Below are 22,137 nucleotides of genomic sequence, written 5' to 3'. Positions count from 1 at the left end.
TTAGCAAACTATCAGTTTTTTAATTTTTTCGGATTAAAAAAGCATAGAATTTCGAGAAATTTCCTTCTTAAAACACTAAAAGATTGTGAACAAAATATCTTGTTAACCATCGGATGTAATCGCTTTACTTTATGAATGGCCCATTATAGAATGTATGTACTCAATATTTACGCATTATATATTTTAGTCATTATACATATAATATCAAAAAAGGAGAGGATGGTTTTGAATAAGTTCGTATGGGGAATCTTTTCTTGCATCATATCATGGCTTTTTTTATCGCTGACTCAACCTTTGATAGCTCATTCTGAAACACTGAACCCTACAACTCACGCCTCTACTTTTAGTGAAACATTTACTTCAGTTTCAACAGAACAACAAACAACTCAAGCAACCGATATCGTGGAACAAGAAACCGAGCAAACCCATGCTTCCTCTGAAAACGATGAACCTATGGCACCTACGCCAGCTAGTGTTTCTGTTGGTAATAGCACCTTAAAAAGTACCTTAAGCACGGGAACGTATAACCAAGATATTATCACACTTTCGTATGAATACAGTGTGACACTTATCGGCTTAGCAATTAATGATCGACCGATTATTGCTATTCAACTTCCTACAGAAATTTCAAGCCAGTTAGATAACGACACTCTAAAGCAACAAGATTTTCTGACTCTTTTAACAGGGACTGTCAGTTATCCAGGAACAGCCACTCAAGATATTCACAGTTCAACTAACGGCGTCAGCCTCTCTTATAGTAGCACTTATCATTCTGTTTATCTGACTTTTCCAAGTAGCACCTTGGTGTTACTTCCCGGAACCAAATGGTCTGCCGCCATTTCGTTTGATGTGGGTGCACTTTATAAACGAGGAATTTCAATCCCTCCTGCTCTTAACGGCAAAGACTATCCGATTCGAGGAACCTTTACAGATGTCGGCACTGGATTAGGTGCAATTAATATTATTATTGGGAACAATACAAAAACAGGCGTAATTAGCAAAGCTCAACTTAGTTTAGGTAATTACCCCGTTCCTCAAGTCACACCAGCCAAACTAACTCAACCAAATCATCTGGACACTACTGTAACAGGGACCATTCAACAAGTACAAGACCCAAACTATAACTACTCTGTTCAATTAACCTTGAACCGCCATGATGGCACCACTACCCCCATTGTGGTGAAAGGGATTTCTGTCGATGCAGCCGGAAATTTCTCGACATCGTTAGCTTCACCATTAGAATATGGCGACACGCTCTCTACAATTGTCTTTGCTCGTTCCAAAACGTCAACCGACTATATTCAAAGCAGCCCCTCAGCTGACCAAAGTGTCAATTGGTCAATCCAACCAGTCACAAACGTAGTCGCCAATGCCGGCTCAACTCAACTTTCAGGTAAAGCTTCTCAAGTATCTAACGGAACCTATCAAGTTAAAGTACAAATAAATGGTGGTTCTATTTACACAACGTCCTTAGATTCCAATGGCCATTTTCAATTTGCTAATTTACCCACTTTCCAAGGAGGAGAAACGGTCAGCTTGTGGGTCCAAGGGCTCAGCAATCGCACTGGCCTGCCTTTGCTAACCAGTTCTACTGTTTCTCAAACAGTTGCTTATTCTGTGCCTCAACTAACGGTCACGCAAATCATTGAGCGGAAAAATGCACAAGGGCTCTGGGAAGCTGCAAACTCTGTCGTAAGTGGTCAAATCATTCGTTTTACGTTAACCACACGTTTAACCAATCAACCAGCAACGTGGATGAATCAGCAATTACGAGCAACGGTGCCTAAAGGACTGTCCCAACTTTCAGCTGCTACATTAACAAAACAATCAGCAGCAGGTTTAAGTACGCCAATAGCTGGGCTTCAACTTTTAACTGATAGTTCCACTGGTTTGCCGTATTGGAGTTATCACAATTCGCTGCCAGCAGATAATTTTACGGAAGCCAATACACAATTCACCTTACAATATACAGCAACGGTTACAGAAGAATGGATAAACCAATTTCTTTTATTTTCTAGCACGGTTACTGGCAATGATGGTGGCGGAACGCCAATTACGCCAATCACTAAGGAACAGTCTTTACCTATCAAAAACGGTACCCTCCGTTTTGTGCAGATGCCAACTACAGTTTCCTTTAAAAATTTACCTTTTCCCAGCAAACGAACCCTCTACTCACCATCGACCATTAGCGCTCCTTTCCTCATTGCCGATGGTCGTGTTGCAAAAACACCATGGCATTTGTTGGTAAGAGAGAGTCAGCCCATGCATTCAACTTCTACAAATAAAACGATCCAGCAAGCTTTCATTTATCGAAAAAATGGCAGTGATTTTCCTATCTCCTCTTTAGCAACCGAAGTTTATCAATACACCGCAACGGACGATAACAATGTAGAAATTCCTTGGAACCAACAAAATGGACTTTTTTTAAGCGTTGCTCCTGACCTTAACTTAACGGTCAAAGAATCTTACACTGCCGAATTACAATGGATTCTTTCTGATACACCCCTCTAATTAGGATTTAGCTTTTTTAAAAGTTAAAAATAAACAAGAAAGAAGGAATAAAAAATGAAAAAGATCGTGCGCATTTCAAGCATTTTGTTCGTTGCTACGCCTCTTATGCTTTTAAATAGTCCAAAAGTTGAAGCAGCCCAAGTCGCTTCTATTCAATCCAACGCTGATATTACGTTTGCTCTTGATAATACTGTCACGCCACCTGTCAATCCGACGAACCCTTCTCAGCCTGTGACACCTAATCCTGCTGATCCTCATCAACCTGGTACAGCCGGACCCCTCAGTATTGACTATGTTTCAAATATCCATTTTGGATCAAAACAAATTCAAGCCGGAACAGCAATCTATTCGGCACAACTGGACCAAGTACAAAATAGTACTGGCGATTTAATTAGCGTGCCAAACTATGTTCAAGTAACTGACAAACGTGGTCTAAATCTTGGCTGGAAATTATCAGTTAAACAGAGTGCGCAATTTGCTACAAGTGATTCAACACCCGCTGTTTTGGATAATGCATCCTTGACCTTTTTAGCAGCAACACCCAATTCAACACAGTTACTTTCTTTGGCGCCATTAACGGTCCCAGTAACCTTGGATCCAACTGGTGCCGCCACTTCTCCTGTGGCGACTGCCGCTCTTTCAACAGGAATGGGCACTTGGACATTAGCTTTTGGTAGCGGAGCGACCGCTGCTCAAGGCATTCAATTAACTGTTCCTGCGACAACGAAAAAAGTTGCAGCTAAACAATATAAAACAACGCTTACTTGGATTTTGGATGATACACCACTTTAAAAGAAAACAACCAAGGTATTGCATGAAACAACTTCATGCAATACCTTGTTATAAAAAATTGTCAAAAAGGAGTGCACACTATGAATCAGCAGCTTTTTAAATGGCTCCATGCTATTAGCGTCATCATTTTTTTATTTTTTATTGGCTCTTATTCTGTAGAAGCAAGCGAAATGACTTTTTCTGTAAAAGCCATTTTACCCGACAATCAACGAACCAAAGAAACAAGTTATTTTGATTTACGTGTCGCTCCAAACCAAACACAAAATCTACAAATCGAACTAACGAATCAAACAGCCAACGACATTACCGTGCTAGCTTCAGCCAATGCAGCGATTACTAATGATAATGGCTTGGCAGATTATTCTCATGCTGAAACAAAAAAAGATCCATCTGCACCTTTTACTTTTAATGAGATTGCGCAATTACCAAAAGAAATCCAACTACCTAAACACTCAACCAAGACTGTTGAATGTCAGCTTATTTTACCGGAAAAACCATTTAATGGGTATGTTTTAGGAGGACTTTACTTTGAACAAAAGTCAGATGAACAACCTGCTCACTCAGAAAACGGTGTGGCCATCAATAATCGTTTTTCTTATGTAGTCGGCGTCTTACTTAGTGAAACAGATGAACCTGTTCAGCCAGAATTATCTTTAAATGAAGTAAAAACCGATCAAGCTAACGGTCGTAACCGCGTATTAATGAATCTCCAAAACAAACAAGCGGCTATGATTAAAAAATTACAAGTCGATGCCTCTTTATATTATGAAAAAGAAGCTAAACCTCGCTACGAAAATCACCAAGAGTCGTTAACAATGGCCCCTAATACAAATTTTAATTATCGGATTGACTTAAAGGAACAACCTTTTGTTCCTGGAAATTATACTGTAAAAATCAAAGCAAACGATGGCTATCAAGACTATTCGTGGGAAAAACACTTAGTCATCCAAGAAAAAGAAGCTAAAAAATACAATGCTACCGCCGTCAACCTCCCACCTGAAAAACACACCAATTTCCCTTGGAAACTGGTGACTAGCATCACGCTGGTTTTTCTATTCATTTTGGGAAGCACGATTTATTATTTCAAGAAAAAAATACGCGAAGCGCAACAATAAAAAAGCACATCGACAATTGTCGATGTGCTTTCATAATCACTTAATTATTTTGTATATTCTTCAACTAATGCAACGACTTCTTCCATCGTGTCGCATTCTTTTAATGCGCGGTCAGCAAGTTCAGCCATTTTAGTTGTGTCTAGACGTTTCATCAAGCTACGTGTTTTAAGGATAGATGTAGCACTCATTGAGAACTCATCTAAGCCCATACCCAATAGTAATGGAACAGCTGTTTGATCGCCCGCCATTTCACCACACATACCAGCCCATTTACCTTCAGCGTGTGCTGCATCAATTACATTTTTAATTAAACGTAAGATTGATGGGTTGTATGGTTGGTATAAGTAAGAAACGCGTTCGTTCATACGGTCTGCCGCCATTGTGTATTGGATTAAGTCGTTGGTTCCAACACTAAAGAAGTCTACTTCTTTGGCAAATTTATCAGCTAATACGGCAGCTGCTGGAATTTCAATCATAATACCTACTTGGATATCGTTTGAAACTTCAACACCTTCGTTGACTAATTTTTGTTTTTCGTCTTCAAAGATTGCTTTCGCTGCTCTAAATTCTTTCAAAGTAGCAACCATTGGGAACATGATACGTAAGTTACCATGAACAGACGCACGTAATAATGCACGCATTTGTGTACGGAACATGCCGTCACCTAGTTCTGATAAGCTAATACGTAATGCACGGTAACCTAAGAATGGGTTCATTTCGTGTGGTAATGTTAGGTAAGGAAGCTCTTTGTCCCCACCAATATCCATTGTACGAACCACAACTGGTTTTCCTTCCATTCCTTCAAGAACTGCTTTATACGCTTGGTATTGGTCCTCTTCAGTTGGAAAGTCAGATGAATCCATGTATAAGAATTCTGTACGATATAAACCAACAGCTTCGCCGCCGTTTTTGTGTACGCCTTCTAAATCTTTTGGTGTACCAATGTTTGCAGCTAACTCAACATGTTTGCCGTCAGCTGTCACTGTTTCTGCATTTTTTAGTTTATCCCATTCTGCTTTTTGATCTGCATAAGCTTTTGCTTCTGCTTCAAATTCAGATTTTTCAGCATCTGTTGGGTCAATAATAACATCCCCAATGATTCCGTTCACTGCTAAAATATCGCCTGCTTTTACTTTGTCAGTAATTTCTTTTGTACCAACGATTGCAGGGATTTCTAACGAACGAGCCATGATTGCTGAGTGAGAAGTACGTCCGCCGATGTCTGTAACAAAGGCTTTAACATACGTACGGTCTAATTGTGCAGTATCACTAGGTGTTAAGTCATGGGCAACCACGATTACTTCTTCGTTAATCATTGAAGGATTTGGAAGAGTCACACCTAATAAATGTGCTAAGATACGTTTGGCAACGTCACGAATATCTGCTGCACGCTCTTGCATGTAAGCATTGTCGTCCATTGCTTCAAACATACCAATATACATATCCGTAACTTCTTTCAAGGCAGCTTCTGCATTGACTTTGTTGTCTTGGATATTTTGTTTGATTTGACCAACCATTTCTGGGTCAGATAAAACCATTAAATGAGCATCGAAAACTTGCGCTTCTGCTTCACCAAGGCTTTGAGCTGCTTTGTCGCGAATTGCTTGCAACTCTTCAGTAGATTTTGCTAAAGCATCGTCTAAGCGAGTTGCTTCTGCATCAGTATCTTCTACGGAAGTTTTGTTGAAAGACAAGTCAGGTTGAACTAGCAGGTAAGCTTTAGCAACAGCAACGCCATCACTTGCGGCAATCCCTTTTAGCATCTCAGACATTATTCAGCCAATCCTTCTTTTTGTAATGTTTCAACGATTGCTGCCATTCCTTCAGCTTCGTCAGCACCATCAACAGTGATTGTTACGTCAGAACCTTGACCAACGCCTAAAGACATAACGCCCATGATTGATTTTAAGTTAACAGATTTACCTTTGTATTCTAAGTTAATATCTGAGTTAAATTTGCTTGCAGTTTGTACTAATAAAGTAGCTGGACGTGCGTGAATTCCTGTTTCTGCTACAATGTGAAATTCTTTCTTTTCCATATAAATCGGTCTCCTTCGTAAATAAAAAATTTTTATGTTAGGGTTTTCCTTTCTTGATACGCTAAAATCAAACGTCTACTCGAAAAAAGACCCTTTCAGTTTCTAAGATTACCATTTTTTTCTATCTTACACAACACTTTTTGCTTAAATTTCGTGATGTTTTGCACTGACTATTCTTCCTCTTTTTGGTAACGATAAATGATTCGTCCATTTAACCCCGCTTCTCCAACAATTTCCGCGCGGTCAGGCAAAGAAATCCAAGCATCACGAAATTGGAAAAATTCATTTTGCTCCACGATTAATTCAGAGATTTCTCCAGCTTTTAATGAAGCAATTTTTTCTACAAAAGGATTTTCAGCCATTGATTTCACCACTCTTTCTCTTAAATATCAACTCTTATAGTTTACTTGAAAATGGCGCAATTGTCTGTAAAAAAATCGAATCTTTGCCTTTTTTTAAACAAGGTCTTTTACTTGATTCTCTTACAAAAAATGCTATAATAACCTCAAAGGTCAAAAATGGTCAAGTGATTTTATAGACAGAATTTATTCTTGCTATCTAGTACTTGGCTGGTTTGAGGAAAAATGGTCTGTTTACTAGAAATAATAGAGCAAACAGCTATTTTTCTGGCCTCAGTTATTTTGAAAGGATGTGTTTCATTCAATGATTTGTCAAAATTGTCAACAAAATGAAGCAACAATTCATTTATATGCAAATGTGAATGGTCAAAGAAAACAACTGGACTATTGCCAAAGCTGCTATCAAAAATTAAAAAATCAAGCAAATAATTCCCCTCAAAATATGGGACAAGACCCTTTTGGCTTTGGGAGTTTAGACGATTTATATCGTTCTCTTTCTCGCCAAATGCAACAAGGTAATCCTTATGAACAACAAACACCACCCACTCAATTTGGTGATGGTGGTAATGGAGGTCAACCCCCTCGCGGAGGCGCTGGCGCTGGTCAAGGTTTACTAGGCGAGTATGGGATTAACATCACCGAAGCGGCACGCCAAGGAGATATCGATCCTGTGGTAGGACGTGACCAAGAAATTAAGCGTGTCATTGAAATCTTAAATCGCCGTACAAAAAACAACCCCGTTTTAATCGGTGAACCAGGTGTTGGTAAAACAGCCGTTGTCGAAGGTTTAGCCCAAAAAATTGTCGATGGCGATGTGCCCCAAAAATTATTGGACAAAGAAGTCATTCGTTTAGATGTGGTTTCACTTGTTCAAGGAACTGGTATTCGCGGACAATTTGAAGAACGGATGCAAAAATTGATTGAAGAAATCACTGAAGCTGAAAATGTCATTTTATTTATTGATGAAGTCCATGAAATTGTGGGTGCTGGTGCTGCTGGTGATGGCAACATGGATGCTGGCAATATTTTAAAACCAGCCTTAGCACGTGGTGAATTACAATTAGTCGGTGCCACAACTTTAAATGAGTACCGTATTATTGAAAAAGATGCTGCCTTAGAACGTCGGATGCAACCAGTCCAAGTAGATGAGCCAACCGTTGCCGAAACCATAACGATTTTACATGGTTTGCAAAAACGTTATGAAGATTATCATCATGTTAAATATACAGATGAAGCGATTAACGCAGCAGCAAACTTATCCAATCGTTACATTCAAGATCGCTTTTTACCAGATAAAGCGATTGACTTGTTAGATGAATCTGGTTCAAAAATGAATCTAACTATCCAACTCGTCGATCCAAAAACAATTGATAAAAAATTAGCAGAAGCGGAACAACAAAAACAACAAGCTTCCGCAGAAGAAGATTTTGAAAAAGCGGCTTATTATCGTGATCAAATCAATAAATTACAAGCAATGAAAGAAAAACAAATCAGCGATGAAGAAACACCCGTCATCACTGAAAAAGATATTGAAGCCATTGTGGAACAAAAAACTGGCATTCCTGTCGGTGACTTAAAAGAAAAAGAACAAACCCAATTGAAAAATTTAGCTGTTGACTTAAAAGCTCATGTTGTCGGACAAGATGATGCCGTCGATAAAGTAGCTAAAGCGATTCGTCGCAATCGTGTAGGCCTAGGCAAACAAAACCGCCCAATTGGTTCCTTCTTATTTGTAGGGCCAACAGGCGTTGGTAAAACAGAATTAGCAAAACAATTAGCTTTTGAGCTATTCGGTTCAGAAGATTCGATGGTTCGTTTTGATATGAGTGAGTATATGGAAAAACACAGTGTTTCTAAACTGATTGGTTCTCCTCCAGGCTATGTTGGGTATGACGAAGCTGGACAACTCACAGAAAAAGTCCGTCGTAATCCTTATAGTTTAATTTTATTGGATGAAATTGAAAAAGCGCATCCTGATGTTTTACACATGTTTTTACAAATTCTCGACGATGGTCGTTTAACAGATGCACAAGGTCGTACAGTCAGCTTTAAAGACACCATCATTATCATGACAAGTAATGCTGGAACAGGAGCTGTGGAAGCCAACGTTGGCTTCGGTGCTGCCCGTGAAGGTGTGACTAAATCCGTTTTAGGTCAATTGAACAACTTCTTCACCCCCGAATTCCTTAACCGTTTCGATGGTATTATCGAATTCAAAGCATTAAGCAAAGAAAACCTGATGAACATTGTTAGCTTGATGTTAGAAGAAGTAAATGGCTTATTAGCTAAACAAAAATTACACATTGAGGTTCCAACAGAAGTCAAAGAGAAACTCGTTGATTTAGGTTATGATCCTGCAATGGGCGCTCGTCCTTTACGTCGAACAATTCAAGAACAAATTGAAGACGGCATTGCTGAATACTATCTAGATCATCCTGAAAATCATCAATTAGTCGCAGCGTTAGATAACGAAGGTAAAATTATCGTAACTGGCGCACAAGAAGTGACTAAAACAGAAACTTCAACATCTGACCAAGCAGAATAATCAAAAATCCGCACGCATTAATAACAATGCGTGCGGATTTTTTTATGCTTTTCACTTTTTATTTTCATCAAAAAAAACTATAATAGAAGAAAGATATTCGTATACTTGTTCCTCATAGAAAAAATTCAATCTGGAACTCCTGTACATAATTGGAAACGCTCTTTTGCAGCACACAACTATAATGAGGTGATAAAATGAAATTAGTGAATGTGACCAATAGCTACAAACAATTAGTAAATAAACAATTGGAAAACACGGATGCTTACTTTGTAAAAGTCTACTCAGCAGGAAACACGACCGCTGTCTATTCAGAAGCAGCTCACCATGTGGAAGTTCTGATTATGAATAAAAATCGTCGCATTCGTCCGACAGAAGTAAAAGAAATTTTAGCAAAACTGTTAAAACGATTACCTAAAGAGGCTTATGACCCAGATGAAATTTCTATCATTGAGTTAAACCATGTGACCGAAGTGTCTGTTCCATTAAAAGTTTCCCTCATGGAAAACTAAAAAAAACTGCCGAAGTTTCCCCACTTTGGCAGTTTTTTTAATTTATTGTGACGTTATTTTTTTTACAAGCCTTTGATAATTTTCCGACCAGGCTTCCTCATTTGTCGGACTGACTAATTTATTTTCCTCGATTGCTTTTTTTCTTAAGTCATCTACTTCTTTTTTGAAATTTTCCCCCGATTTTTGAGCATAATCTTTAGAAAAATATTTTGATTGGCGAGAATAAGCCTTCAGTTTTGCGTCTTTAATCTCTTCTTCTGTATCTGCAAAATATTCATCATAACGAAGATCGGTTATTTTCCCTGAATCTTTTAACGTAATAACAGTTAAACGTCCAGAAATCCCCTTCCCAAAATCTTCTGTTAGACTTGTATAATGTTCTTTTGAAGGTTCTTTGATTTCCTTGGCTAAAGCCCTAGCAGCAGGAAGATAGCCATTATTAGCGCTATTGGATTGACCTTTGGCTGTCTGGAATGCGCCATCTAGGCGATTTTCAGCAACCATTTGATTTTCTAGAAAAGTCATCGTATTAACAACGGTCACTAACGATTGATCAGTTCGGGCGTTGTTCGCTTGAAAATTTGCATAGCCGGATAAACGTTTTGTCACTCCTGCCCATTCTTCAGAATAATAGTTTTTAGGTCCACGTTCATCAAATTCCACTAACTGAATTTGTTGATCCTTAACAACGACATCAATTAAAGCCGTATAGCCGCCATCAAACACGACTTCATGATGATAATAATCCCCTTGAACTTCTCCGATTTCTGGACGACCTGACCAATACATCTTCTGGGCTTTTTCTTCTGGACTAATTCCTGATTGTCCATTATTAGCTTCTACTGTAGCGCCAGAAACAGCATCAACTTCAAAGGTATGTCCATTACGCTCATAACTCACTTTGGCAGCACTCTCCTTCGGTTGATCATTCGTGTTTGTCTGCTCCTCCTGCTTTACAGAAGTGGCATTAGTAGCTGCCGAGGCACCACTCGTTACTTGGACTGCTTCTGATTCAGTACTTTCTTTCATTTTTTCAGTTCGTTGATCTGGTTGGCACCCCATTAAAATAATCATTGAACAAAATAACCCGACAACTATCTTTTTAGTTTTCATTTTTCCTCCTTTTAAAACTCATTGAATTACCATTTAATTTTAATATAAGTAGAATGAAAAGTATAGCTAAGAAATCGTTTTTTCTTCATACGGCGATAAACTTAACTGTCCAGATAAATACTCACCTAAATAGATTTCCTGTAATCTTTGGAATCCTTGTTCTTGGATTTGCGTTAATAGCCAGTGCTCATCTTTTTTGATTAACTCTAGGACATCCATGTTGGCTTGACCGTCCACAATAATCGGATAACGAATACTTTCATCGCCATATTCGACGATTGTTAATTGACCATTTTGTTCTAAAACCGCCCGTTTAACAAGCTGGACTTCATAAATACCATTTGCTCGTAATTTAAACATTAGATCATTTGCAGAAATACCATTTTTCAAACATTCCTTCACCACAACCTGTCCATCCTTGATTAAAGTAATGGGTTTACCATCCACAATTTGCTTCACATAGCGATTGTGTTCTTTTGCAAATTTTAAAATTAAGACTAATAATGTCCACAAAATTAACACTAATACAAATTGGAGCACCGTAATTGAATCATTATAAATAACACCACCAATAATGCCCCCCAATACATAGTTTTGCACTTGGTCCATAGCCGATGTGGGCGCCAAATTGCCTTTTCCCATCAAATTAATTTGGACAATTAAACAAATAATACCTAAAGCAAATTTAATAATAATTGGACTATAAAACTGCATTAAATTTCCCTCACTTTACTTTATGATTTCAATCGTTGGTGTTAATAAATACGTTTCTTGTAATGTATAAGACTGCTGATCCGTACTTAAACTCATTTTATAAAAGACTTCGTCAATTTTAACTATGGTTCCGTCAGCCAATTGTGTACCATTGACATAAACTTTTTCTGGAGAAACCTTTTTTTCCTGTGCCACTTGTTCGACAAAATGTACCATTTGTGAAGATTGTGAATGCTGATTTTGGTTCAGTTGATAATTGGAATATTGAACCCCTAAAACAAATAATAATGATAAAAAAATAATAATACTTAATTCACGATATTTCGTTTGAATTTGATGTCGCACATAAAAACTAAACACAATGACTAGCCCGATTAACAAAGCAAAAATAAAAAAATACTTTAAGTAATCATTTAAATTAGATTGGCTTTTTAAATACTCGATGCCATAAAAATTCATGTTCTTGTCCACTCCTTGATAGGTTCGTTATAGTAAGTATTCTATCTCAAAAAAACAATCACGCCTGCTTTAATACCTTATAACAAGAAAAGCTCAGCGCAATCATCTTGAGAATGATTGCGCCGAGCTTCAATCTTCTAAAGATTCAGCTACTGATTGATTACAAATTAATTTTACATCAAACTTTTCAGTTCAACATCTGGATATTTATCTGCAAACCAGCGTTCCGCAAATTGGTTTTCAAATAAGAACAATGGTTGGTCGAAACGGTCCCGTGCCAAAATGTTTCGGCTAGAGCTCATGCGTTCATCTAAATCTTCTGGATTAATCCAGCGGGCAATTTTAGAACCCATTGGCGTCATTACTACTTCAGCATTGTATTCATTGGACATTCGGTATTGGAAAACTTCAAACTGCAATTGACCTACGGCGCCAATGATATATTCTTCTGTTAAATATGTTTTATATAATTGAATGGCTCCTTCTTGAACCAGTTGGTAAATTCCTTTATGGAAAGATTTTTGTTTCATTACGTTTTTGGCAGTCACTTTCATGAATAATTCAGGGGTAAATGACGGCAACTCTTCGTATTGAACATTCATTTTCCCTTCATACAAAGTATCGCCAATTTGGTAATTTCCTGTGTCGTACACACCGATAATATCGCCTGCAACAGCTTCTGTGACGTTTTCGCGGGCATCCGCCATAAATTGTGTCACGTTACTTAATTTGACTTTTTTACCTGTTCTACCTAAGGTCACGTCCATGCCTCTTTCAAAAACACCTGAACAAATTCGAACAAAGGCAATTCGATCACGATGGGCTGGGTTCATATTCGCTTGAATTTTAAAGACAAAGCCTGAAAATTCTTTTTCATAAGGACTTACTTCGCCACCTTCTTCTGTTTTATGCGCATGTGGCGCAGGCGCAAATTGTAAGAAGGTTTCTAAAAATGTTTGAACCCCAAAGTTTGTCAAAGCAGAACCGAAGAAGACTGGCGTTTGATCACCACGAGCGATTTTTTCCTCGCTAAATTCATCGCCTGCTTCTACCAATAACTCAACATCTTCCAACACTTGTTGATAAACGCTGTTATTGTGCAATGGTAAATCGCTTGGGATATCGCCATCTTTTAAAGGAATAAAACGCTCCCCGCCATTATTTTCTGGACGATATAATTCCACACGTTCATTATAAATATCGTATAGACCTTCTAGGCCTTTTCCCATACCAATTGGCCAGTTCATTGGATAAGATTCAATATCCAATAGTTCTTCCAATTCTTCTAAAAGTTCCAATGGTTCCCGTCCGTCACGGTCCAATTTGTTAATAAAAGTAAAAATTGGAATACCACGTTTTTTAACAACTTGGAAAAGTTTTTTCGTTTGTGCTTCAATCCCTTTGGCACTGTCAATAACCATCACAGCACTATCCACGGCCATTAAGGTCCGATACGTATCCTCTGAGAAATCCTCATGCCCTGGGGTGTCCAAGATATTAATCCGTTTGTCTTGATAGTCAAATTGCATCACAGAACTCGTTACCGAAATTCCCCGTTGTTTTTCAATTTCCATCCAGTCAGATTTGGCAAAGTTCCCTGTTTTTTTCCCTTTGACTGTTCCAGCTTGGCGGATGGCGCCCCCAAATAATAATAATTGTTCAGTAATCGTTGTTTTCCCAGCATCCGGATGGGAAATAATCGCAAACGTACGGCGACTATCGACTGCTTCTTTTTGATTGATCGTCATAAAAATCTCCTTATCACTTGTGATGTTTATTTATTTATTTTCTTCAGCATAATTTTTGATTAACCTTTGCTAGTATATCATGTCAAGCCTTGAGAATAAAGAGCTGCTGTTGGCTGTTTTTTAAAAGGAAAACCTGCGACATTAGTCAAAACGACTGATGTCACAGGTTATTTTTAACGTCTTGGTTCGTCATCTTCCATTTCTTTACGGAAAAAACGACGATTTTCTTCTGGTTCTTCATCGACAGTTTCTTCATCGTAGAAATGAACGCGTAAGACTAGCAAACGTGTGCCTTCCATTTCTTCAGCAGTTAACTTAATATTGCCCACTTCAAAAGAAGGTTTTTCCCCTTCATCAGGAATGGTTCCTAATGCTGTAATTAAGTAACCTGCCATTGTATCAACATCGCTCATGTGTAAATCTGTTTCAAATACTTCATTAAATTCGTCAATTAACATGCGTCCTTGAACCAAATATTCATTGTCAGCCACTTGTGTATATAAATTTTCTACTTCATCTGTTTCATCGTCAATTTCACCAACGATTTCTTCTAGTAAATCTTCTAGTGTTGCTAAACCGACAACACCGCCATATTCATCTAGTAAAATCGCCATTTGGTTTTGTGTTCGTTTTAACTCATAAAGTAAATCATCAATAAAAATGGTTTCTGGGACAAATAATGGTTCTTGGATAATCGCGCCTAATTCAATGTTTTCAAAGCCTAAATTACGTGCAGCTTTTAGTAACGTTTTGGTATGTAAAATACCAACAATTTTATCTTTGTCTTCACTATAAACAGGAATCCGAGAATAATTTTCTCCTAAAATTAAATTGATGTTTTCTTGGACATCATCTTGGATGTCAACCATGAATGCGTCTGTCCGAGGAACCATTACTTCTCGTGCCACTTTTGTATCTAATGAAAAGACACCTTGTAGCATTTCTAGTTCTTCGTTTTCCAAAACACCTTCTGTTTCAAGCATGTAGCGCATTTCATCTCGTGTCATCTTCGAATCGGCATCATCGAAAGTCATTGGTGTGATTTTGGATAATAAATCGGTCGAAGCCGATAGCAACCAAACGAAGGGACGCGCGATAACTCCTAAAAAGCGGACTGCACCAGAAGTCAATTGAGCGACTTCTTCTGATTTATTCATAGCAATTCGTTTAGGGTATAATTCACCAAATACAATAGAAACGTACGTTAACAATGCTAAGATAATGATACTGGCAAGACTCTTAGCTGCGGCGCCGCCACCTAATACAGGGGCCAAACGACTAGATAAAGTCTCTGCTAATGAAGCACCAGATAGGATATTAACCAAAGTAATCCCTACTTGGATTGTGGATAAAAAGTTATTGGGGTCTTGCAATACCTTAAGCAATTTTTGAGCTTTTGCGTCGCCGTCTTCCGCTTTTTGTTCCACACGATTCTTGTTAACAGATACGACTGCAATTTCCGCCGCTGCCAAAAAGGCATTGATAAACGTCAACACGACTAATAATAGAAGTTGCGCAATTAGCGACTGACTCTCAGGGTCAGCATTATTCATAATGTTCTCTCTCTCCTTAATTGTTGATAATTCCGAGGCTGTACTTTCGTACTCTTTTAACGTTCTTCCTCTTTTTATGGTTAGGCTTAGAAACAGACACAATCAGTATTATGACAGGTTATTTTCTATCCTAATCCATAAAATCATAGCACGAAAGATTAGCGGATTCAATCATTAACCGTTATTTTCTTTCGTATTTGTTTCATTCCCTAAAAGAACAGCATTGGTAACTTTTTCACTACGACCCGCTTTGACCATATCAATAACATAGTAGATAATGGTCCGGCAGATTGCGTAAAATGGAACACCGAGGAAAATACCTAGCAAACCTGCTAAATTTCCTGCTACCAATAAAATTAAAATAATCGTTAATGGATGGATTTTTAGAGATTTTCCGATAACGTTTGGATAAATAATATTTCCGTCCAATTGTTGAACCACTAGCACTACTAAACAACATAAGGCTGCTTTGACGGGTTCATTAAAGATGGTCACTAAGACAGCAGGCGCTAATCCTAGATAAGGGCCTAGATAGGGAATCAAATTCGTAAAGCCGGCAATGACACCAAATAAAAAGGCATAACGAACGCCAAGCAATGAATACCCAATAATCGTAAATGTACCGACAAATAAACATTCAATCGCTTGCCCACTAATATAACTGGATAAGGTTTGGTTCAATTGTCCTAAAAGATCCACGATATCATCTTTTCTTTTCTCAGGTAAAAAACGTTGAATCGCTGGTACTAGCTTATCTCCATCTTTTAACATATAAAATAAAATAAATGGCGCAGTGACCAAAACAATGGTGGTTGACGCCACCGTTGATACGATTGAACCTAAGCTACTTGATAAACTACTTAAAAATTGTTGGATAATATTTGCATAAGAAATATCCATTTTTTCAATATAGCTTGTTAAATCAATTTGTTTAAAAATAGGTAACTCCGCAATCTCATAAATCCAGGTCTCCACTTGTTTAAAGAAATCCGGCATACTTGATGCTAAACTAGCTAGCTGATCTGCCAACTTAGGGATAATTGTTAATAAGATCAGAACTAATGCGATGATTAGTAATAAAAATACCAGTAAGACGGCATAAATTCGTTTCATTTTCGTCTTCATTAGTAGATTGACCACAGGATTTAGTAAATAATACAAAAAGCCTGCTACTAAGACTGGGGCAAACAACGTTGAAAAGAATGTCCCAATCGGTGCAAATAAGAAATTAATTTTCGAAGCAATAAATAATAGCATGGCCACGACAAGTAATTCAACTGACCAGAAAAATAATTTCGATTCTTTAAATCGATTAATCACAGCGGCTCCTCCTTTATTTTTATTCAATTGTTGCTGTTTTATTTTATCACACCTTCCCCCCTCAGTCATTGAGAATACTTCATTGCTAGAACTTTTTCGTGGTATAATAAAATAGAAACAGATTCTGAACTTGGGGGTTTTTCTATGCATGTAGCTCAAACAAAAGATACCATGAGTGATCTTTATTTAGATGCTGTCCGGCTTCGTCAACGCGTATTCGTAGCGGAACAAGGGGTACCAGAAGAGATGGAAATCGATGAATATGAAGCACGTTGTATTCACTTTGTTTTGTACACGGATCATGTAGCTGTCGCAACTTGTCGCTTGCTTCCACTAGAAAATGGCGTTATGAAATTACAACGAATGGCCGTTGAAAAAGCTTACCGTGGCGCCGACTATGGACGAGTGATTATGGAAGCGGCGGAAAATTTTGCCAAAGAACAAGGCTACCACAAGATTACTCTAGGAGCACAAGTCACCGCTGTAGGCTTCTATGAACGTTTAGGTTATCAAAAAACAGGAGCACCTTTTATGGATGCTGGCATTGAACACTACGAAATGAATAAAGAACTATAACACCAATTAAATCGGAAAATTTAGAGCTTGGAGCATTAGCCATTTGGCTAATGCTCCAAGCTCCTTTTGTGGGCTGTTTACATCGGCTATTTTTTTGATAGCTGTTGATAACGTTGATACCAGATATCTACATACTCGGGCGAGAAGGGGCCTTTTTCGTTATTAATCCAATCCACTAAAGTCTTGACATTTTCTTTTAAAATGAAGTCAATATCTTCTGGATAATCCATTAGTTTGCTATGAAATTCATATTCATCAACGTCTAGTAAACGTTTTTCACCATCTGGAAAAACCTTGATATCTAAATCATAATCAATATACTTCAACGCTTCGTCATCTAAAACATATGGCGAAGCCAGATTGCAGTAATACGAAACCCCCTTTTCTCTAATCATTGCTATTATATTGAACCAATATTTCTTGTGAAAATAAACAATGGCTGGTTCACGAGTCACCCACCGACGTCCGTCGGATTCCGTTACTAACGTGTGATCGTTCACACCAATTAAAGAATACTCGCTCGTTTTTAGTACCATCGTATCACGCCACGTTCGATGTAAATGTCCGTCATGTTTATAACTCTGAATGGTTACAAACTCGCCTTCTTTAGGAATTCCCATAATACCCCAACTTTCCCCAAATAAAGTAAAGCAATGTTACTTTTTGGGTGTTCATACATCGATATCGAAATAATTATATCATATCTTTTGAGTTTGCGTACATTGAGTTCACTTAAAGAAGACGATTTCTGAAAAAATTTAATTCAGATGACCAAATAGTTTAAATTCAGTAAATATTTTCAGCTTAATTACTGTATTTTTTCAAAGACTGATACTGCGCTCTCTCTTAAAACCTGATTCAATTCTTCAACATTTGTTTTACCAGTTGTTTCAAGCCACGCAACGGCTGCTTCAGAACCTTGTTGAACAAATGGAAGCACGCCGTCTGCCCAAGTTGCGCGACCACATAAGACTCCATTAAACGAGGAACCTGCTTTTTTTGCAAATTTCAATGTTTCCTGAAACATCGCAGCACTAACCCCTGCACTCAAGAAAATAAATGGAAGTTGTGTTGCTTCACTTTGCATGTTGAAAAAGGCCTGCGCTTCATCTTGGCTATAAAGACTTTCAGTGCCAAAACCTTCTACAAAATTCATATTCACAGGGACTTCTACTTTTAAAACATCAACATTATAGCGATCCTTTGAAAATTCTTTCATCGCTTCAATTACTTTGTGCGGTTTTACTTTAGCGTATTCTTTTGAAGCACTATCCGAATTGTTTGCATCATAAGAGACAATTTCTAAAAAGAATGGAATTTCTTCGGCTAAACACTCTGAACCAATCCGTTCTATATAAGCTTTCTTTCGTTCATTGATTGCTTCACTTTCGTCAACATCGTAATAAAGTAAAAATTTACACGCGTCTGCGCCCGCTTCTTTTAAACGCTTAATCGACCAAACATCAAGACTATCGGGTAACCGTCCTGGTGTCGAAGCATCGTAGCCCGTTTTTTCATACGCAAGTAACAAACCTGAAGTCTGTGCTCGATTTTCAGCAGCAGCTAGGCCATATTCTGGATCCAACAAAATTGCTGAAGTCTCTGGTGTTAAGCAACGAGATACTAATACTTTAAAGTCACTGATTTCTTGCGCAGTCACCTCTTTGTATTTTCCCATCATGCGTTTTAAGGCCCCACGTTGATCAATGGCTAGTGCTCCAATAATCCCTTGATCATCTACCAGATTTTCTAAATGTTTACGTTTTTGTTCACTAATTTTTTTCATTCTGTTCCCTCTCCTAATTGATTATTTAGTAACGTAGCAATTTCAGCTGGCGAACTTGCTTGTTTCAGTCCAGAAGTAACTTCTTCTCTTAATAGGAGGCGCGCAACGGAAGAGAGTAATTTCAAATGTGTCGTGCCAGCTTCGGCATCTGGAATAAACAGCGCAATCACAAACTCCGTTAATTGGTTGTCAAGGCTCTGCCACTCAACACCTTGGTCCAAGGTAACGATGATAATGGCCGCTTGTTGAATCGTTGCTGCTTTTGCATGAGGTATCGCAAATCCATTCATCATCCCCGTTGTTCCTTCTTGTTCTCGCTCGTTCAGTTTATCGAAAACTTCCTGTGCGTCCTGAGCAACTTCCAATTCTGTTGATTTTTTTGCTAAAAAGTGAAAAACATCCTCTTGCGTTTGTAACTGTTGATTTAAAAAAATATGATTTTCTTTAATAAAAGCCATTCCATCCACTCCTAATTCCTGTTATTTCATTTTTTTGATAACGATTGCTCTTGTTTGGCGATTCTACTTTTTTGTACAAAACCTAGCAATAAACCGCCTACCAATGAACCAGCTAAAATTGCCAGAACCCATTGAACAGCGTGAGTAACAACTGGTAAAACAAGAAAGCCTCCATGAGGTGCTGGCACTTGTACCCCAAACATATACGTTAAGACTGCCGCAATTGAAGATCCGAGCATCATAATTGGTAAAACCTTCAATGGGTCTTTTGCCGCAAACGGAATAGCGCCTTCTGTAATATGTGTGGAGCCTAAAATAAAGTTCACTAGGCCCGCATTGCGTTCATTTGTGTCAAAGTATTTTCCAAAGAATAATGTAGCAAAGCCTGTAATTAAAGGTGGCGCTATGCAGGCAGCAGAAACTCCTGCCATAAAAGAAGTATTTCCTTGAGCTAAGAGTGCCGTCCCAGTAACATAGGCCGCTTTATTAACTGGACCTCCCATATCAAAGGCACACATACAACCCACAATAATTCCTAAAACCAACGGACTGGAGTTTTGGAAACTAGCTAAAAAGCTCATCATTCCTTCGTTAACAGCTTTCATCGGATCTGCTAGTAAAGACATAGTGATACCAATAACTGCAACGCCAATGACTGGATAAAGGAAAATTGCTTTTAAACCATCTAATGATTTAGGCAAACCTTTAAATACTCTTTGTAATAAAAGAATGAAATACCCAGCAAGGAAACCAGATAATATCCCTCCTAAAAAGCCAGTACCACCAGTGTTAGCAATCAAACCACCGACAAAGCCCACAACCAAACCAGGTCGTTTGGCAATCCCCTCTGCGATATACGCAGATAAGATTGGCACCATCATGCCCATTGAGGCATCACCAATACTTTTTAACATAGCAGCGGTAGCATTATACTGACTACTTTCTGGATCAAATGAATAAATACCCCAAATAGCAAAAGAAAGAGCAATTAAAACGCCGCCTGCTACTACAAACGGCAACATGTGAGAGACGCCATTCATTAAGTTTTTATAAATACTATGTCCAACATTTCCTGAAGAAATTTGTGTTTCCTGTTCAAGTTCATCCACTGCTTGGTTTTCGGCCGCAATCGATCCTTTTCCTGCGAGCGCTTCTTCAATTAAGCGATCTGCTTCTTTAATCCCCACACTGACAGGGACATCAATAATTCGTTTCCCAGCAAAACGTTCTGCTTGAACGTCTTTGTCGGCGGCAATAATGACTGCCTCCGCTCCTTGGATTTCTGCAGGTGTTAACTCGTTTTCTATACCAATCTGACCATGTGTTTCAACCTTAATCGTAATACCTTTACGTTTCGCAGCTTGTTCCAATGCCTCCTGTGCCATATACGTGTGCGCTATTCCCGTCGGACAACCTGTAGCAGCTATTAATTGATACGTAGCCATCTGTTTATTCCTCCTCTTGAATCTTTATTTGTTGCTCTAACTCCTGAACATCTGAAAAATCTGTCAATCCTTTGCGAAATGCTGTTGAACTACCTGCTGCAATACTTCTTTTTAAATTTTTTTCCAATGAAAGTCCTTGATGCCAGCCAGCTAAAAAGGTACCTAACATTGCATCCCCTGAACAAGCTGTATTTACAACCATTCCAGTTGGTGAATTACCTGAAAGAACCTTTTCATTGTTCATAAATAAAGCCCCTTCACTACCTAAAGAAAGTAAAATATTTTTGGCTCCCCGCTTCAGTAATTCTTGTCCGTAAAAAATGTAATCATCCTTAGTCTGCACTTCTGTATGAAACCACTCTTGAAGTTCTTCTTCATTTGGTTTCAATAAAAATGGTTGATAAGGCAAACAATCTAAAATTTCTTCATAACTACTGTCTAAGATTAAGAACACCTGTTTTTCAAAACAAATTCGGCTAATTTCAATCAAAATACTTGGCGAAACCCCTTGTGGTAAACTTCCTGATACGCACAAATAATCCCCTTTACGTAACTCTGAAATTTTTTTCAAAAAACGTTGTACATGTTCTTCAGATAATTTTGGTCCTTTATTGACTAATTTGTATTCCTTTTGATCTTGGGTAACTTTTGTAAACACATTGATTCTCGTTGTGCCAGCGACTTCGATAAAATCAGTGGTTATCTCTTTTTCTTTTAAATAATCCTCGACATAGTTCCCAGTGAAACCAGCTTTGACTCCCAAAGCGGTATTATCAATCCCTAACATCTTTAAAATTAGGGAAACATTGACTCCTTTCCCGTTTGCTTGAATATCATCTTCCTTCGTGCGATTCACGACAAAAGGAACTAGCTCTTCTGTTTCGATAAATAAATCAATGGCTAAATTTAATGTACATGTATAAATAGTCACTGTAGTTCCTCCTTTCTCCTCTTTATTATGTCTCAAAATACCATGTAAAGGTTTTCATTCTTTCGCAAAAATATAGAAAACATTTACAATTTCATAATTTCTCTAGCTTTTTTATTTTTTTTCATTAAAAATAGGCTTATAAATGTTTTTTTAGTGAAAGAAAGA

At 38.0% G+C, this 22,137-nt stretch carries 20 protein-coding genes; 6 read left to right on the top strand and 14 right to left on the bottom strand.

Features of this window, described 5'->3' with window-relative positions; genetic code table 11:
• The first annotated feature begins 135 nt into the window (after positions 1–135).
• Genes PYW42_RS02825 through PYW42_RS02815 form a run of 3 tightly spaced genes read left to right on the top strand, consistent with a single transcriptional unit; the run spans position 136 to position 4,418 of the window.
• Entirely contained in the window at positions 136–2,511 is a 2,376-nt protein-coding gene (locus PYW42_RS02825) for a hypothetical protein (protein WP_002411029.1), read from the top strand.
• Positions 2,512–2,565: 54 nt separating this feature from the next.
• Positions 2,566–3,303, top strand: a complete 738-nt coding sequence (locus PYW42_RS02820; protein ID WP_002358689.1) for a WxL domain-containing protein — start codon at positions 2,566–2,568, stop codon at positions 3,301–3,303.
• A gap of 35 nt (positions 3,304–3,338) precedes the next feature.
• The gene (locus PYW42_RS02815) at positions 3,339–4,418 is read left to right on the top strand and encodes a DUF916 and DUF3324 domain-containing protein (RefSeq protein ID WP_002411027.1); all 1,080 of its coding nucleotides are present in this window, start codon (positions 3,339–3,341) and stop codon (positions 4,416–4,418) included.
• Between the two features lie 44 nt (positions 4,419–4,462).
• On the opposite strand, the gene ptsP is transcribed toward PYW42_RS02815, so the two are convergent.
• From ptsP to PYW42_RS02800, 3 genes are all read right to left on the bottom strand, one after another.
• On the bottom strand, positions 4,463–6,190 hold the full coding sequence (gene ptsP, locus PYW42_RS02810) for a phosphoenolpyruvate--protein phosphotransferase (RefSeq protein WP_002361251.1): 1,728 nt from the start codon (positions 6,188–6,190) through the stop codon (positions 4,463–4,465).
• The gene (locus PYW42_RS02805; RefSeq protein WP_002355551.1) at positions 6,190–6,456 is read right to left on the bottom strand and encodes a phosphocarrier protein HPr; all 267 of its coding nucleotides are present in this window, start codon (positions 6,454–6,456) and stop codon (positions 6,190–6,192) included. Before PYW42_RS02805 ends, ptsP begins: the two co-directional genes overlap by 1 nt.
• 170 nt (positions 6,457–6,626) lie before the next feature.
• Positions 6,627–6,818 (bottom strand): hypothetical protein, encoded by a 192-nt coding sequence (locus PYW42_RS02800; protein ID WP_002366170.1) that lies wholly within the window; start codon positions 6,816–6,818, stop codon positions 6,627–6,629.
• A gap of 301 nt (positions 6,819–7,119) precedes the next feature.
• Between PYW42_RS02800 and PYW42_RS02795 the strand changes: the two genes are divergently transcribed.
• Both PYW42_RS02795 and PYW42_RS02790 read left to right on the top strand, forming a co-directional pair.
• A complete protein-coding gene (locus PYW42_RS02795; protein WP_002386935.1) occupies positions 7,120–9,360 on the top strand; it encodes an ATP-dependent Clp protease ATP-binding subunit in 2,241 nt (746 codons plus the stop codon).
• Positions 9,361–9,554: 194 nt separating this feature from the next.
• Positions 9,555–9,869 carry a DUF1827 family protein gene (locus PYW42_RS02790; protein ID WP_002355547.1) on the top strand — a complete coding sequence of 105 codons (315 nt, stop codon included), beginning with the start codon at positions 9,555–9,557 and terminating at the stop codon, positions 9,867–9,869.
• A 42-nt stretch (positions 9,870–9,911) separates the two neighbouring features.
• Here the strand turns inward: PYW42_RS02790 and PYW42_RS02785 are convergent, their stop codons facing one another.
• From PYW42_RS02785 to PYW42_RS02760, 6 genes are all read right to left on the bottom strand, one after another.
• On the bottom strand, positions 9,912–10,982 hold the full coding sequence (locus PYW42_RS02785) for a hypothetical protein (protein ID WP_002389651.1): 1,071 nt from the start codon (positions 10,980–10,982) through the stop codon (positions 9,912–9,914).
• A gap of 66 nt (positions 10,983–11,048) precedes the next feature.
• Positions 11,049–11,696, bottom strand: coding sequence for a DUF421 domain-containing protein (locus PYW42_RS02780; protein WP_002355545.1), 648 nt, complete (start codon positions 11,694–11,696; stop codon positions 11,049–11,051).
• 15 nt (positions 11,697–11,711) lie between these two features.
• The gene (locus PYW42_RS02775) at positions 11,712–12,155 is read right to left on the bottom strand and encodes a DUF3290 domain-containing protein (RefSeq protein ID WP_002355544.1); all 444 of its coding nucleotides are present in this window, start codon (positions 12,153–12,155) and stop codon (positions 11,712–11,714) included.
• Between the two features lie 173 nt (positions 12,156–12,328).
• Entirely contained in the window at positions 12,329–13,903 is a 1,575-nt protein-coding gene (locus PYW42_RS02770) for a peptide chain release factor 3 (RefSeq protein WP_002355543.1), read from the bottom strand.
• A gap of 173 nt (positions 13,904–14,076) precedes the next feature.
• The gene (locus tag PYW42_RS02765; RefSeq protein WP_002363168.1) at positions 14,077–15,456 is read right to left on the bottom strand and encodes a hemolysin family protein; all 1,380 of its coding nucleotides are present in this window, start codon (positions 15,454–15,456) and stop codon (positions 14,077–14,079) included.
• Positions 15,457–15,630: 174 nt separating this feature from the next.
• Complete coding sequence (locus PYW42_RS02760; RefSeq protein ID WP_002384914.1) at positions 15,631–16,845, bottom strand: AI-2E family transporter; 1,215 nt, start codon at positions 16,843–16,845, stop codon at positions 15,631–15,633.
• A 75-nt stretch (positions 16,846–16,920) separates the two neighbouring features.
• On the opposite strand from PYW42_RS02760, the gene PYW42_RS02755 reads away from it, so the two are divergent.
• Entirely contained in the window at positions 16,921–17,352 is a 432-nt protein-coding gene (locus tag PYW42_RS02755) for a GNAT family N-acetyltransferase (RefSeq protein ID WP_002358682.1), read from the top strand.
• An 86-nt stretch (positions 17,353–17,438) separates the two neighbouring features.
• Here the strand turns inward: PYW42_RS02755 and bph are convergent, their stop codons facing one another.
• The 5 genes from bph to pfkB form a co-directional block, all read right to left on the bottom strand.
• Complete coding sequence (bph, locus tag PYW42_RS02750; RefSeq protein WP_002355538.1) at positions 17,439–17,972, bottom strand: biofilm phosphatase Bph; 534 nt, start codon at positions 17,970–17,972, stop codon at positions 17,439–17,441.
• Positions 17,973–18,160: 188 nt separating this feature from the next.
• Positions 18,161–19,138, bottom strand: coding sequence for a tagatose-bisphosphate aldolase (lacD, locus tag PYW42_RS02745; RefSeq protein WP_002389709.1), 978 nt, complete (start codon positions 19,136–19,138; stop codon positions 18,161–18,163).
• Positions 19,135–19,596 (bottom strand): fructose PTS transporter subunit IIA, encoded by a 462-nt coding sequence (locus tag PYW42_RS02740; RefSeq protein WP_002358680.1) that lies wholly within the window; start codon positions 19,594–19,596, stop codon positions 19,135–19,137. Before PYW42_RS02740 ends, lacD begins: the two co-directional genes overlap by 4 nt.
• Before the next feature lie 26 nt (positions 19,597–19,622).
• Positions 19,623–21,041, bottom strand: a complete 1,419-nt coding sequence (locus PYW42_RS02735; RefSeq protein ID WP_002355535.1) for a PTS fructose transporter subunit IIC — start codon at positions 21,039–21,041, stop codon at positions 19,623–19,625.
• A gap of 4 nt (positions 21,042–21,045) precedes the next feature.
• On the bottom strand, positions 21,046–21,972 hold the full coding sequence (gene pfkB / locus PYW42_RS02730) for a 1-phosphofructokinase (RefSeq protein WP_002355534.1): 927 nt from the start codon (positions 21,970–21,972) through the stop codon (positions 21,046–21,048).
• Between the last annotated feature and the right edge of the window lie 165 nt (positions 21,973–22,137).

Origin of the sequence: Enterococcus faecalis (assembly GCF_029024925.1) — a bacterium.
In the GTDB taxonomy this organism is placed as follows: domain Bacteria; phylum Bacillota; class Bacilli; order Lactobacillales; family Enterococcaceae; genus Enterococcus; species Enterococcus faecalis.
The sequence above is the reverse complement of the archived record's forward strand: the minus strand, read 5'-3'. Positions and strand labels throughout refer to the sequence as shown.